The organism is Crinalium epipsammum PCC 9333, from assembly GCF_000317495.1.
GTDB lineage: Bacteria > Cyanobacteriota > Cyanobacteriia > Cyanobacteriales > PCC-9333 > Crinalium > Crinalium epipsammum.
Map to the genome: position 1 here is coordinate 4,445,001 of NC_019753.1, position 13,959 is coordinate 4,458,959.

Below are 13,959 nucleotides of genomic sequence, written 5' to 3' on the forward strand. Positions count from 1 at the left end.
TTTCAGCAAGGGTACAATTTATTGTTGGAACAGTTGCTTTAATAATTTTTGTTGGTTTAACTGGTGTACAGCCTTCGGTGATGCGTGCAGCAGTGATGGGTTTTGGAGTTTTGGTTGCTTTGATAATGCAACGTAAAACTAAGCCAATTGGATTATTGCTAGTTGCTGCTAGTTTGTTGCTGTTATTGAATCCTTTATGGATTTGGGATTTAGGATTTCAACTGAGTTTTTTAGCAACGTTGGGATTATTGGTTACTGTACCTGCTTTGATGAAGCGATTGGATTGGCTGCCACCTGCGATCGCATCTTTGGTTGCTGTTCCTGTTGCTGCTGCTTTGTGGACGCTACCATTGCAACTATATGTATTTGGTTTAGTCGCAACTTATAGTATTGCGGTCAATATTATTTCTACTCCTCTGATTGCTTTAATTAGTCTCGGTGGAGTAATTAGTGCTTTGTTAGGAGTATTTTGGTCTTGGGGTGGAAGTTCGGCAGCATGGTTGCTATATCATCCAACTCACTGGCTGATTGGGTTAGTTCAATTTTTCTGTTGGCTTCCTGGTAGTTCTGTTGCTATTGGCAAAATTTCTGTCATGCAAGCGATCGCCATTTATGGGCTAATGGTATTAGTTTGGTGGAGTCGCTGGCTAAGTAAACGTTGGTGGTTAGCTCTTATAGCGGCGATCGCATTAGTAGTGTTACCAATATGGGAAACTCAAGCTACTCTGTTTAGAGCAACGGTACTAGCGACAGACGGGCAGCCAGTTTTGGTAATTCAAGACCAGGGTAAGGTTGCGCTGGTTAATAGTGGTGATGCTGACACAGCTAACTTTACAGTTCTACCGTTTCTGCAACAGCAGGGTGTCAATCAAATTGATTGGGCTGTGGCAATTGATTTGGAACCTAAGTTAAGAAGTGGCTGGCTGAAGTTATTGAAACGTTTACCAGTTAAAAGTTTTTATGATGTGAGTGGCAATGAAACAGTAGATCAGGCTAGTTCAGTTATAGGTGGCGCTGTTAAAGGTGGTCAAGGTGTATACCAAGCTTTACCCGTAGGTACAAATACACCTCTTGGCTCAACAATGATTAAGCTACTCAATGCTGTACCACCGATAATCAAGTTGCAAATCCGTGATCAAGTTTGGTTAGTATTACCAGAGTTAACACCAGAAGAACAAAAGCAGGTAGCTATCAGTGAGGGTTTGCCTCGTCGTCCTCAAGTATTGTGGTGGTCTGGGGGAAAGCTGACGCTAGATTTGTTAAAGGCTATGGAACCAGGAGTGGCGATCGCTTCTTCGTCTACAGTTGATCCAGAGGCGCTCTTAAATTTGCAAAAGGCTAATATTAAGCTTTACTGGACTGGGCGAGATGGTGCGATTCAGTGGACACCTGGAGATGAGTTTGAGCCGACGCTGGAAGTAACAGATAATAATACTTCGTTTTTCTAAAAGACTGGTAATTTTTGCCTCGATGCCAGTAAAATAGCGATATGCTCTAAACTCTGGAGAGGTGGCAGAGTGGTTGAATGCGGCAGACTCGAAATCTGTTTTGGCTGCAAGGTCAACGTGGGTTCAAATCCCACCCTCTCCGTTGAAAAATTTTGATATGCCAATTATTTCCTGATTATATGTAGGATCTCCCCAACTTGCTCTAAATACTCCTCATTAGTTAAAACGGGAGTTTTGTCCTGAATGGAAATAGGTTCTAATAAATCAATCCAAGATTTACAACCGCCGTATTTTTGACGGTATGAAATAACTTGCGGTTGTGCTAGTTTGTAAGCACGTAGTAACAGTATATAAAGAGGTTGACGCGGTTTCCATTTCAGGCGATCGCTCACAAATTGCTCGTTCCAAATATGATAAGGAAGCAATGCTGAAACTGTTTGCTCATCACTTACTTGAAAAATATCAGTAATTTCAGCCCAACTACCTATACGGATAGTTTCTGGATGCCAACCTGATGCTACTGGCGTAACTTGATTAGCATACTCAGGTTTAAGCAAATGTGGCTGTTGATGTTCATAGGTAGGATAAAGCAAAACATGATCGTAAGCAACTTTAAAGCGGTTGCTTTCTTCACTAATGCCGCCTTTGCGTAGCAATATAATAGTTTTACCTTGTTCCAAAGCATTAACCGCAACAGCCCATTCTTTTAATGCGTGGCTAGTATTTGTATCAGTAATGAGTGATTCCATAAGTTTAAATTTCTCAATTCTGTTGCTAAGTTGATTAACGTTAAACTATCTCAAATATAAATACCCTCCCCGTTTATGGAGAGGGGTTAAACAAATTTAAGTTTCTATACTTAAAAATTCTTCCTCTAGCTTGGCTTTTTGTTGTTTTCCGTCAACTAAAGCACTAACAGTCATATCTCCCATAACGTTAATGGCAGTGCGGCATCTGTCTAAAAACCAATCTACAGTAATCAGCAAGAGAATGTACTGAGTAGGCAAACCAACTGCTGAAAATACTAGCGTCATTGTGACTAATCCGGCTTCGGGAATACCCGCAGCGCCAACAGAAGCAACAATAGATGTTAGAACAACTATTAGTTGTTGTGGTAAGGATAGATTGTAATTAAGTACTTGAGAAATAAATAGGGCAGACATTGCCTCATAAAGGGCAGTGCCGTCGTTATTAAAGTTGCTGCCAACTAGCGCACCTAAAGAAGCAGAGGATTCTCTTAAACCTATTTTTCCAATTAAAGCTTGAAAGGTAATAGGCATTGTTGCGGTAGAAGAAGCAGTAGAAAAAGCTGTGATTAATGGATCGGAACCACCAATGAGAAAGTTTTTTGGAGTTACCCAAGAACCAAAGTGAACACGGGTTAGGTAATAACAAGCTTGTAAGAATAGGGCAACCAGTACAGCTATGATAAAAGCGCCGAGGGATTTAAATGGTTCAAATCCTTGAAGTGCAACTGTTTTAGCGACGATTCCAAATACTGCTAAAGGTACTAGGGCAATTACCCAGTGCAAAATTCGTATAACTGCTTCAAACAAGATGGAAATTACTTGCTCAATTGCTAGGTAATCTGTTTTACCTTCAGCAATTTGCTGTGTTTTCAATGCTCTAAAAACAATCCCAAATGCTAAAGCGACGAAGATTAGTTGAATAACGTTGTTATCAACCAGTGGCTTGAGGATAGCTTCAGGTATGGTATCTTGCAGGAGTCCCCAAGGATCGAGGGTTTTGTTGACTGCTTCGGTAGTTTCGGGAGGAGCGATACGCCCCCAAGTTCCTGGTCGTAGAACGTTTGCAACCAATAAACCAATCAGAATTGCAACAATGGTATTGGTAAAAAGCAAAAATGCTAGACGGCGACCTGATCTACCAGGAATATTAGCTGTAAGAAATGAGTGCAATACTGCTAATAAAATTAATGGTGTTGCTAGGGCGCGTAAAGCTTTGAGTACTAATGTGCTAGGAATTGCAAGGTGGTTAATTAGCTCTTTATCTAAAATAGGTTGACCAGCACCTAACACAATTCCTAAGATAACTGCAAAAATTAGGGCAATGACAATCTGGAGGTAGAGGGGAATACGCTTCCACAAAGGAAGATTTTTGTTTTCAGGGTTACTCATGCTCAGTGTTTTAGCGTTTGTAGTTGTCACTTAGCATGAGCAAATAACTTCAGATCGTCAAGTGATATGTTGTGATTATTTAAATTTCAAAGACGAGAAGAATAAATCAGTAAGTAGTGGCGCATACATACAGTGGGGGATGCGTAAGTTGTTACCCAAAGATAAAACTGGTAACTATTTACTGCTAAAGCTTAGGAGTTAAGAATGGAAAAACGATCGCTCGGCACTTCCCAAATCCAAATTACCCCAATTATTATGGGTACTTGGCAAGCTGGCAAACGGATGTGGGTAGGAATTGAAGATTCTGACACGATTAAAGCTATGCGGGCAGCTTTTGATGCTGGAATTACTACGTTTGATACGGCAGAAGTTTATGGAGAAGGTCATTCTGAGCAAATTTTGGCGACAGCTTTAGCTGATGTGCGAGATCAGGTAGTTTATGCAAGTAAGGTGTTTGCTAATCATCTTAAGTATGACCAAGTGATGGAAGCGTGCGATCGCTCTCTCAAAAATCTCAAAACTGACTATATTGATCTCTACCAAATCCATTGGCCTTCTGGTAGTTTTAATAATCCAATAGTCCCTATTCAAGAAACAATGAGCGCCCTGAATGAGTTAAAGCAACAGGGGAAAATTCGGGCAATTGGGGTTTCTAACTTTTCGCGTTCCCAGCTAGAAGAAGCAGCTAAATATGGGCGCATTGATAGTTTACAACCACCTTATTCGCTCTTTTGGAGGGGGGTGGAAAAAGATGCTATGCCTTATTGCGTTGAAAACAATATTTCTATCATTGCTTATTCTTCGTTAGCACAAGGATTATTAACAGGTAAGTTTAAATCTGGTCACAAGTTTGAGAAAGGTGATAATCGCGCTGATAATAAATTATTTAAGGGCGAAAATTATGAACGAGCGCAACAAGCTTTAAGCAAGCTGCGTCCAATTGCAGAAAGCCATCAGTGTAGCCTAGCTCAGTTAGCTTTAGCTTGGTTGATTGCTCAACCACAAGCGAATGCGATCGCAGGCGCACGTAATGCTGAACAAGTAGCACAAAACGCACAAGCGGCTGTTGTTAAATTATCTAGTGATGAACTCAAGGAAATTGATGCTATTGGACGCATCGTTACCGAGCATTTAGATGATGGCGCAGTTATGTGGGAATGGAATTTTTAGTAAACTAAGCTTACCCAAGTTTTAATTAGAGCTTGGGATGCTTTTTATTAAAAGTTATTTAAAAATTCCCTATTTTTATGTAATATAATGTCCCTTAAATTAAATTACCCGTAATAAAACCGATTGAATTGTCAGGGCGGGTTAAATTAAGATATTTATCAATAACAAGTTTGATCTGTCAACCCGCCCCTACGCATATTCTTGTTAATCAATTTATTTAAAGGTAAATTTTATTTGATAATAATTATTTTTATAAGCTTCAAGCATTAAGTGGAATTTCTATAATAAATTCTGTGCCTTGATCGGGGGCAGAAATACATTTGAGGTTGCCACCGTGTTTTTCTACAACGATTTGATGGCTAATTGACAAACCTAATCCTGTACCTTTACCTATTGGTTTAGTGGTAAAAAAAGAGTTAAATATTTGTTCTTTTACTTGTTTTGGCATTCCAGCGCCATTATCAGCTATTTTAATTGCTACCCATTCCGAATTAATTATTTCTGTGCTAATTGTAATAGTACTAGGATTTAGCTGTAGTTGATTTTCTAGTCTTATTTCGTTGTACTCCTCTAAAGCGTCAATAGCATTAGATAAAAGATTCATAAATACTTGATTTAAAAGTTCGGCGTAGCATCTAACTAGAGGTAGTTCTTCATATTTTTTTATAATATTCACCCCAGGGTTTTGTCCTTTTGGTTTTGTGCGGTTGTTAAGAATTAGCAGCGTACTATCTATACCTTCCTGAATATTAGCTGGCTTCATCTGCGCTTCATCCATCCGCGAGAAGTTTCGTAGGGAATGAACAATTTGGCGGATGCGATCGGCACCCATTTGCATTGAAGATAAGGTTTTGCGAAAGTCTACTCTGAGAAAATCCAAATCCAGTGCCTCTATTTCTTCTTCAATTTCAGGCGCGGGTTGAGGATAGTGCTGTTGGTAAAGTTTTAGTAAGTTTAATAAATCTTCAGCATATTGACCAGCATGGAGGAGATTACCACAAACAAATGTAACGGGATTGTTAATTTCGTGAGCAACACCAGCAACCATTTGTCCGATACTGGACATTTTTTCACTATGAATTAGCTGAAACTCAATTTTATGTAGTTTCTCACGACTAGCTTGCAGTTCCTCAGATTGCCGTTGAAATTTTTTTTCTAATTGCAGCCATTTTTCTTCGGCTAATTTTCGTTCTTGTATTTTTGTAACAAAGCCTTCACAATAAATCAAAACACCATTTTGATCGCGTACAGCCCTTGCACTTTCAGAAATCCAAATGACGCTACCGTCTTGGCGATAAACTTGAGATTCAAATCCACAAACTTGCTCATTTTGCTCTATAAGCTCGATAAACTGTTGATGTCGTTGCGAATCAACAAACTGACGGTCAATATTTGTGAGATACATCAGCAAGTGTGCTGAGGATTCGTAGCCATAAATCTTTGCTAGCGCTGGGTTAGCTAAGAGATAGCGACCGTCGGGTGTCCTCTGAAACATACCCTCAACGGCATTTTCAAACATACTGCGATATTTTTCTTCGGCTGGCTGCAATGCTATCTCCACACGCTGGAACTCCAGAAATTTATTTCCTATCTCTAGATTAGTGATTTTCACTGCTTATACCCACTTTAATTATTAGGGTTTGTAGCACATCTTGACAAATCTTTATTAATTTGTAGACAGGAATGTGCTAGCGATCGCCCTTTAAAAAAGAAAATACAAATAGAATTTATTTACCTATTTCTGGTATTATTTCACTTATTCGGAAAGTTCTAAGTGATGGAACTCTTTGGTTTAAGTGAGATCAAGCTTAACTTGTTTGTGATATTTATTTGATTTTTATTGTGAGTAGTTATAAGTTTAAGTGTGACATAGATCACAGAACATTGGGGGGCGTAAAAAAAAGATAAAGTTGAAAGGGTAATAATTATTACGTTTTTTGATTGGCGGGAAGTAAATTAAAGTAATTAAACCTAAAATTATATTGCCAAGCCTTTCCCCATGAATAGGGAGAAGAGGATTTACATAGGCAAAATACACGATAAATTGACTTTTATAAAAAAATTACTTAACTTAATAACTATTGAGGAGTAAAAATGAACTTTCACTTACAGTTAAAAGTGCAATTTTGGGGATTTAGGTATTTGGCGAGTTTGGTGAAAACTTGGAGCCTTGCTGGTTTAATAGCTGTTAGCCCAGTTGGCTTTTCCGAGCAGTTAGCTCAAGCTGCTAATCTTATTGGATGGAAATTTGACCCAACGACAAATCAGTTGGAAATTAATTTAGATCAAGCAACGCTTCCCCGCTATTCCCTGTTGTCTCAACCAACTCGGATTGTGATCGATTTACCTAATACGCAGTTAGGAACATTACAAACACAACAAACTTATTCAGGTGCAGTACGCGCTATTCAATTATTCAGGTCACAATCTAATCTAACAACGATTATTTTAGAGTTATCACCACAAGTTGTTTTGACACCAGAACAAGTGCAGCTTATTTTACCTCCAGCATCCAATGGAGAGCGGTGGGTATTGCGCTCGTTGATTGCTGGAACAACAGGATCTTCCAATGTCAGACGACCAAGCACCCCGTTAAGTATATTGCCACCAGCTACATTGACCAGTCCACAAACACCGTCAGTTCAGGTACCACCGCTAAATATTTTTGGTGGATCAAATACTTTACCGCCTGCAAGAACGTCATCAATAAATTTACCAACACCAATATTTCCAAATAATCAAATTCCTGAAAGAACTTTGCCATATTTTTCAGATGGTACAGGGGTAATATCTACATCTATACCAACAGCAACGCCAAATTCAGTGGTTGAATTTGGTCAGAAACTACCATTACCACCAGTAAGACAAGGTAGCGCGATCGCACTGCCAAGAAATTTTAATTCCTCTGCACTTAGCTCAAATAGAGCGGTAAGCCAAACCCCTCAAACTAATATCAATTCTGTTAATACCTCACAGGCAGCAAATTATGGTACTAACCTGCCATACGTATTACCAGCAGGCACTCAATTAAATCTACTTTATACAGGTGCAAGTGATTTAATTTTGCAAGCTGGAATGCTCCAACGAGAAGTGTTGCTGCTACAAGAGGAAGTGCGCGATCGCAATGGTAAAGTCATTCTTCCTGTAGGTACACCAATTTTTGGAAGTTTCCAAAGCGATCGCAATGGTAGTCGCTTTATTGCTCAAAGTATGATTATTGGTCAACGTAATCTACCAATACTCGCCCAGTCAGGTAGCTTAAATAGCAATCAACCAATTTCTCAGAATGCTCTACCCCCCACATATACTTGGGGAGATGCACCCACTAATTATTTTAATACCTCCCAAAATACAACAATTAAAATTGGTCAAATCGTGCCAGTCCAACTAATGCAGAATTTGAGTTATAGCTTGAATTAGTAATTAGTTAACAGCTTAGAAATTATTAGATTCGGAAGGAGGTGCAACTGCGCCTGGTTGATTTTGGAAGAAATTTTTAGCAGCATCGTTTTGATAAATGCAACTAATGTCTGGTGAAGCCTCCAAAACCCCAGTAAAACCAAAGGTGTTCATTCTTTGTTTACAATCCCGCACTTGATCTGATGTAACTAATTTTCTTTGCTCCAAAAGTGACCAGTTATTAGTGCGTAACACACACCCAGGGCGCATACTCGGTTGAGATATATATACGTTAAAAGGGTTTAGTGTCACAAACAGGCGTGTATCCATTACCATCGCGCTGGCTCCATACTGAACGCAGATTTCTGGATTTGGAGCCATTTGGTCAAAATAGTCACGGGAAGCAACGTTTTTGTTGTCTAAAGTGGCTGTGGAGCTAAAAGCAATGCCAACGCCAATACCCAAAATAAACACACCCCCTAGAATTGCCAATGAGGTGTAGTTAAAAGGGGAAGATTTGCCAAAGGGGGATTTACTAGCACCAGTTGGAGGCTCGGAGTATTTTGATTTACGTTTCATTGTGTGCGCTTATATTTCACCGACTGGGATGGGTGTAGTTCTCACTATCCCTCTTCCAGTATGCCAAGATGTTGCATTAAATATTTTACGCTAGCAATTACTTGAACTTTTGACAAAAAAGTTATCGGATTTAACCTATCGAGCGATAAAAGTTCTTTGACTATATTGGCTACCAGCAACAGTTACACTTAACTGTTCAAGTTTTACCTTAGCTGTGGTGAACTAGCTTAATAGCATCAGCCGCTAGAAGCCCACTCTGGAAATAATTACCGTCCCAAGGCAGTATTACAGGCTAGCTAATCATACAAATAATTGCTCAATGACTAACTTACTTTCTTTAAAAGAAAAACTACTTTACAGTTGTACTTCTATCGGGCTAAATATTGTGAGTACAACAGTATCAACTTGGTTGCTTTATTTTTGGTCGCCGCCCCCTGATTCGGGTCGCCCTCAATACTTAGATATTACTTTAGTGGGAATTTTGCTAACACTAGGACGGTTTTGGGATGCTGTAATAGATCCACTAATTGGGCATTGGAGCGATAAAACTCATACTCCTTGGGGTCGCCGAAGACCTTTTTTAATATTTGCTACTCCTGTTACTGTAATTACTTTATTGTTATTGTGGACTCCACCTACATTTAGTTCAGGGATTGTTAATGGCTGCTACTTTTTGTTCTTTACAGTAGCTTTTTATACTAGCCTAAGTTTAATTACAATTCCTTATGATAGTAGCTTACCAGAAATGGCAGCTACGCCCACAGAGCGTGTTAGCTTGAGTATGTGGAAAAATATTTTTGGTACACTTGGAGTATTGATTGGTGCGATCGCAGCAGCACCACTTTTTGAGCGGTTTGGTGCAGTATGGATGAGTTTGGTAGTAGGTGTAATTTTAATCATTTCTGTTTTGCTCACACTGTTAGGATTTAAAGAACAAGCACAAACAAAATCTCACAGCACAAAATTTTCAGCAAATCTGAGTAACATTTGGAAAAATAATCAATTTATTATTCTGAGTTTATCTACGTTGATAGTGCAGACTGCTTATGCCATGCTGTTAGCCAACTTACCTTATTTTGTCACAGTGGTATTAGGAAAGCCAGAAACAAATGTTAGTTTATTTCAGGGTGTTGTTGTGATCGCGATGATGTTGGCTGCGCCGATGTGGAATTGGCTAGCTAAAATATATCCTCATCGTTATTTAAGCATGGTGGCATTAATAGGTTTAGCAATAACTTCCAGCTTGATGTTTACCGTAGGCTTAATCCCAGAAGTCAATACAACTATTCAAACTTTAGTTATTTTATCTGTTCTAGCACCATTTTTAGGCGGTTATTTAATCTTAATGTTTGCGCTGATGGCGAGTGTTGTTGATTACGATGAATTATTGACTAAACAGCGTCGTGAAGCGTTATATTATGGAGCATTTTCCTTATCATCAGGAATGGGATTAGCTCTAGCAACGTTAATTGTACCGTATATTTTGACTGTTTATGGTTATACAACTACAGCTTCATTAGGTGTAAGATTAGTGTTTTTAGTAGCAGCCGTAATAGTTGTATTAGGTGCAGTAATTTTTCAAGGTTATCGTTTGGGAGATACTATTGAGGAAACTAAATTAAACTTAGATTTGAAGTAATGAGTGTGCAAAATATCTTGCATAACGCATCAAATCAACTATTGATCTTACCTTGTATAAATTGCCAACACCCAGTTGTGTCTGTAGGAAGATGTTGCAAACGTTTCCTTACATTTGAATTGGCTCATAGCTGTATGTAATTAAGCAATAGCTGGCAAGCTAGGAGAATATATGTCAGGAAGTGCCTCAAACTCAGAAATGCTCTATCGAACTCTCGGCAGTACAGGAGAAAAAGTTTCCGCGATTGGATTGGGTGGTTGGCATCTGAGTTTGAGTCACGTATCGGAACAACTGGCTATCCGCATCGTTCGCACAGCGATTGATCGCGGCATCACATTTATGGATAACAGTTGGGATTACAACGGTGGTAAGAGTGAAATCCGCATGGGAAAAGCCCTTAAGGATGGCTACCGAGACAAAGTATTCCTGATGACAAAAATTGATGGTCGAACCTATAGAGAAGCGACCAAACAGCTAGACGAGTCATTACAACGCCTGCAAGTTGATTGTATCGATCTCGTCCAGCACCACGAAATTATCCGCTACGAAGACCCCCATCGAGTATTTGACCCTGAAGGCGCAAATGCTGCTTTAGTTGAGGCGCGTGAAGCTGGTAAGCTCAGATACATAGGTTTTACTGGGCATAAAGACCCCCAGATTCATTTGCATATGCTGGAAGTTGCAGCCAATTACGGCTTTAAGTTTGATGCCGTGCAAATGCCCTTAAGTGTAATGGATGCCCACTACCGCAGCTTTGAAAAATTAGTTGTCCCAGAACTTGTGAAACAAAACATCGGCATTCTGGGGATGAAAAGCATGGCTAACGGCATTGCTTTACGCTCAAATACAGTCACGCCAATTGAGTGTCTACACTATGCCCTGAATCTACCAACATCAGTTGTGATTACAGGAATTGACAGTATGGAGATTCTTGACCAAGCATTTGAAGCTGTGCGGACATTCCAGCCCATGAATGATCAAATTGTGCAAAATCTGTTAGCTAAAACGGTACAAGCTGGAGCAAGGGGTGAGTTTGAGCCATTCAAAACATCATCAATTTATGATGGCACAGCCAAAAATCCTGATTGGCTGGGAGAAGAGCCACAGCGCATTCAGCAATTGATGCAAGCGTGAGAGCGATCGCGCGAGCTTATTAGCAATTATCCATTATTAGACCTTGCTAAATGGATGGGATACCAACCAGCGATGTAATAGCATCATCAACGCTGCTAAAGGTAACATCATTATGGGAATAATCGACAAACCCATTGAGTTAGCAACAAAGCCAAGACCACTGGGAATAGTCGCAGCCCCGAAACTAGCAACACTACTAAGAAAGCCAATTGTCGCTGGTACTAAAGGCATAGCTACCCGTTGTGGCACAAGCAAGATTGTCGTGGGAAAGATAGCAGCTAGAGCTAATCCCAATAGAGGCAAACTCAAAACTTGCTCTGGTAATAACCACCAACTGAGCGCCCCGACGGTTAGCAAAGTTAGCGAAAAGTCTAGCAGACGTATAGTTCCAAGATATTTAATCGCATATCCCATTCCCATCCGCCCAATCGTCAAGCCCATCCAGTAAGCACTCACACTGTAACCCGCAATAATTAGAGGCGTGTTACGACTGATAGTTTGAACACTATAAGCCCAGTTACCTATTGCCACCTCAGTCCCGACATAAACCAATAAAAAGAAACCTGATATCAATACAGTAGGCGTGCCAAGAGCAGTACGCAGATTTGCCCTAGCATCTCCACCAGATACCGTTACTTGGTGAGTAAGAGGTTGATAATCTATTTTAATCACCCAAATCAAAACCGCCGATAACAGTCCCACAACGCTGGCAAACACAACATAAACTATGCGCCAATGTAGATTTATTCCTAATAAAGTTGTAGCTATAGCAGGGTCTAGTAATGCTCCTGTTCCATAGAAACCATGCAATACTCCGATGAAATGCGAGTGACGAGCATCATTAACAATATAAGTATTGATACCTGCATCAATTAAACCTATTCCCAATCCCAAAGCTGTACCAGTAATTACCATAACCCCCCAAACTGGTGTACTGGCGTAAACAATTAAAGCCCCGCTTAATAAAATTGATGCCAGCAGCAACATTCGAGCTAACCCGATGTGATTGCTAATTATACTGCTACTAAATGCCGCCACGATATAGCCTGTAATCTGACTTAAAAATAGCCATGTTACTGTTGCAGGAGTCAGATGGAAGGAGGTCATAATAGAAGGTAGTAGAACACCTAACCCGCCTTCTCCCATCCCGATGGCGATAAAAGCATAAAAGGCTACAATTAAACCCAAGCGAGGAGAATATTCGCCGTTTATTTGTTGATGACTATCAGGCATATAATAACTAGCACAACAGAATAGTTAATTGTTCAGCATAGATGGCTGTTGTGCTAAATCTCATAATTCCAAAGAGTGAAAGAGTAACTAGAAGTTGAAAATATTATTTCAATAAACTACATTATTCAATTGTTTTATTATCTTATTTACCCTAAGATTGCTGTGGGAGGGTTTGGAGTAATAAAAGCTTAATTTATCAACAATTTATCTACTTTAATTTTATCCCAGGTGGGTTAAAAATATTTTTTTGAAGATGCGCGATCGCATCCTCCAGCTAATTCACCCAATAGAGTGATGTGCAAACATTCATTTTATCTATAAACCCAATCACAACTCAAACTATTTGCGGAATCTGTGGCATAACTCTTGATTTACTTAAAAGTAAAACATCTACTTGCTTTCCTTTAGCTGCATGACTGAAAAATTGAGATGTTTTTTATAAATTATTTTGTATACAGGTACAAATGCTTAAATCAAAACAACTCCCACAAAGTTTAGCTTTTTTAACCATTACATTCGTTGTTGGCACATCTTTGTATGAGAATATGCAGCTTAAAGCTATAGCTAATACTCCACCAACAACTCTAAGCTTCAACTCTACGACAGGTAATATTTGGAAAAACGCACTCAAAGCCAGGACTATTGGGAATAACTGGCGTGTATATCCTTGTTCAGGCAATGCACCTTTACTATGTGTTAGCGAAAAAGGTAAATTGGCAGGCACTGTAGAGATGGCACGTTATCCTATTAGCACACTGCCTGATTTCCAGAAAATGTTAGCTGATGCGGGTATCCCCGTAGGGAAAACTAACTATCAAAATCCCAAATATAAAGGACAGATTTTAACAGCACTACACGCTTGGGTAGCTAACCATTATGCTGTGATTGCTAAAGACAGGCAAATTGGGTATAGCAGCAAATATACCTTTTCGCCTACAAACCCAAAAGCAGTAGCAGTAGGAAATTTGTCTGGCTTGCGTTATGGGTTCATAGGTAGACAACACAATGGAAGTTTACAAGAACAACACATTAGCTATGTTGCCTTTGATGGTAAAACACTTTATGTAATCAAAACAGCTTTTGATCCAAGTGGCGAAACCGGAACCTTTAAAAATACCGCACAGTTACGTGGTTTTCAACCTCATTTATCAAAAGTTGTGGCTCAACTGCGGCTGTAGTTTTCGCTCCTAGTAGAGAAAATGCCCTCTGACAAATAAAC

Annotated in this window: 11 protein-coding genes and 1 tRNA gene (1 of these 12 cut by a window edge); 7 read left to right on the plus strand and 5 right to left on the minus strand. The window is 39.5% G+C overall.

Annotation, left to right across the window (positions count from 1 at the left end; genetic code table 11):
- On the plus strand, positions 1 to 1,448 hold the 3' portion of the coding sequence (locus tag CRI9333_RS19250; RefSeq protein ID WP_015204840.1) for a ComEC/Rec2 family competence protein. Its footprint begins 850 nt before the window's first position; the window shows 1,448 of its 2,298 coding nt (coding positions 851-2,298); its start codon lies off the left edge, out of view; it ends in the stop codon at positions 1,446 to 1,448.
- A gap of 55 nt (positions 1,449 to 1,503) precedes the next feature.
- Positions 1,504 to 1,590, plus strand: a tRNA-Ser gene (locus tag CRI9333_RS19255).
- Between the two features lie 22 nt (positions 1,591 to 1,612).
- Here the strand turns inward: CRI9333_RS19255 and CRI9333_RS19260 are convergent.
- A complete protein-coding gene (locus tag CRI9333_RS19260; protein ID WP_015204841.1) occupies positions 1,613 to 2,197 on the minus strand; it encodes a DUF1802 family protein in 585 nt (194 codons plus the stop codon).
- 96 nt (positions 2,198 to 2,293) lie between these two features.
- Positions 2,294 to 3,586 carry a dicarboxylate/amino acid:cation symporter gene (locus CRI9333_RS19265; RefSeq protein WP_015204842.1) on the minus strand — a complete coding sequence of 431 codons (1,293 nt, stop codon included), beginning with the start codon at positions 3,584 to 3,586 and terminating at the stop codon, positions 2,294 to 2,296.
- Between the two features lie 204 nt (positions 3,587 to 3,790).
- Between CRI9333_RS19265 and CRI9333_RS19270 the strand changes: the two genes are divergently transcribed.
- Positions 3,791 to 4,756: an aldo/keto reductase gene (locus CRI9333_RS19270; protein ID WP_015204843.1), complete on the plus strand. Its 966-nt coding sequence runs from the start codon at positions 3,791 to 3,793 to the stop codon at positions 4,754 to 4,756.
- 259 nt (positions 4,757 to 5,015) lie between these two features.
- Here the strand turns inward: CRI9333_RS19270 and CRI9333_RS19275 are convergent, their stop codons facing one another.
- Positions 5,016 to 6,368: a sensor histidine kinase gene (locus CRI9333_RS19275; protein ID WP_157462356.1), complete on the minus strand. Its 1,353-nt coding sequence runs from the start codon at positions 6,366 to 6,368 to the stop codon at positions 5,016 to 5,018.
- 482 nt (positions 6,369 to 6,850) lie between these two features.
- On the opposite strand from CRI9333_RS19275, the gene CRI9333_RS25155 reads away from it, so the two are divergent.
- Entirely contained in the window at positions 6,851 to 8,176 is a 1,326-nt protein-coding gene (locus CRI9333_RS25155) for an AMIN domain-containing protein (RefSeq protein ID WP_015204845.1), read from the plus strand.
- A gap of 15 nt (positions 8,177 to 8,191) precedes the next feature.
- On the opposite strand, the gene CRI9333_RS19285 is transcribed toward CRI9333_RS25155, so the two are convergent.
- Positions 8,192 to 8,734: a DUF3172 domain-containing protein gene (locus CRI9333_RS19285; RefSeq protein ID WP_015204846.1), complete on the minus strand. Its 543-nt coding sequence runs from the start codon at positions 8,732 to 8,734 to the stop codon at positions 8,192 to 8,194.
- A 319-nt stretch (positions 8,735 to 9,053) separates the two neighbouring features.
- Here CRI9333_RS19285 and CRI9333_RS19290 point away from each other — a divergent pair, with 319 nt between their 5' ends.
- Both CRI9333_RS19290 and CRI9333_RS19295 read left to right on the plus strand, forming a co-directional pair.
- Positions 9,054 to 10,373, plus strand: a complete 1,320-nt coding sequence (locus CRI9333_RS19290) for an MFS transporter (protein ID WP_015204847.1) — start codon at positions 9,054 to 9,056, stop codon at positions 10,371 to 10,373.
- Between the two features lie 171 nt (positions 10,374 to 10,544).
- Positions 10,545 to 11,507: an aldo/keto reductase gene (locus tag CRI9333_RS19295; protein WP_015204848.1), complete on the plus strand. Its 963-nt coding sequence runs from the start codon at positions 10,545 to 10,547 to the stop codon at positions 11,505 to 11,507.
- Positions 11,508 to 11,543: 36 nt separating this feature from the next.
- Here the strand turns inward: CRI9333_RS19295 and CRI9333_RS19300 are convergent, their stop codons facing one another.
- Positions 11,544 to 12,740, minus strand: a complete 1,197-nt coding sequence (locus CRI9333_RS19300; protein ID WP_015204849.1) for an MFS transporter — start codon at positions 12,738 to 12,740, stop codon at positions 11,544 to 11,546.
- A gap of 464 nt (positions 12,741 to 13,204) precedes the next feature.
- On the opposite strand from CRI9333_RS19300, the gene CRI9333_RS19305 reads away from it, so the two are divergent.
- Positions 13,205 to 13,918: a hypothetical protein gene (locus CRI9333_RS19305; RefSeq protein ID WP_015204850.1), complete on the plus strand. Its 714-nt coding sequence runs from the start codon at positions 13,205 to 13,207 to the stop codon at positions 13,916 to 13,918.
- Positions 13,919 to 13,959: the final 41 nt, after the last annotated feature.

Coding starts and splice junctions, on each gene's coding strand:
- CRI9333_RS19290 (WP_015204847.1), top strand. CDS start 9,054: ATGACTAACTTACTTTCTTTAAAAGAAAAACTACTTTACAGTTGTACT.
- CRI9333_RS19285 (WP_015204846.1), bottom strand. CDS start 8,734: ATGAAACGTAAATCAAAATACTCCGAGCCTCCAACTGGTGCTAGTAAA.
- CRI9333_RS19300 (WP_015204849.1), bottom strand. CDS start 12,740: ATGCCTGATAGTCATCAACAAATAAACGGCGAATATTCTCCTCGCTTG.
- CRI9333_RS19295 (WP_015204848.1), top strand. CDS start 10,545: ATGTCAGGAAGTGCCTCAAACTCAGAAATGCTCTATCGAACTCTCGGC.
- CRI9333_RS25155 (WP_015204845.1), top strand. CDS start 6,851: ATGAACTTTCACTTACAGTTAAAAGTGCAATTTTGGGGATTTAGGTAT.
- CRI9333_RS19260 (WP_015204841.1), bottom strand. CDS start 2,197: ATGGAATCACTCATTACTGATACAAATACTAGCCACGCATTAAAAGAA.
- CRI9333_RS19305 (WP_015204850.1), top strand. CDS start 13,205: ATGCTTAAATCAAAACAACTCCCACAAAGTTTAGCTTTTTTAACCATT.
- CRI9333_RS19265 (WP_015204842.1), bottom strand. CDS start 3,586: ATGAGTAACCCTGAAAACAAAAATCTTCCTTTGTGGAAGCGTATTCCC.
- CRI9333_RS19270 (WP_015204843.1), top strand. CDS start 3,791: ATGGAAAAACGATCGCTCGGCACTTCCCAAATCCAAATTACCCCAATT.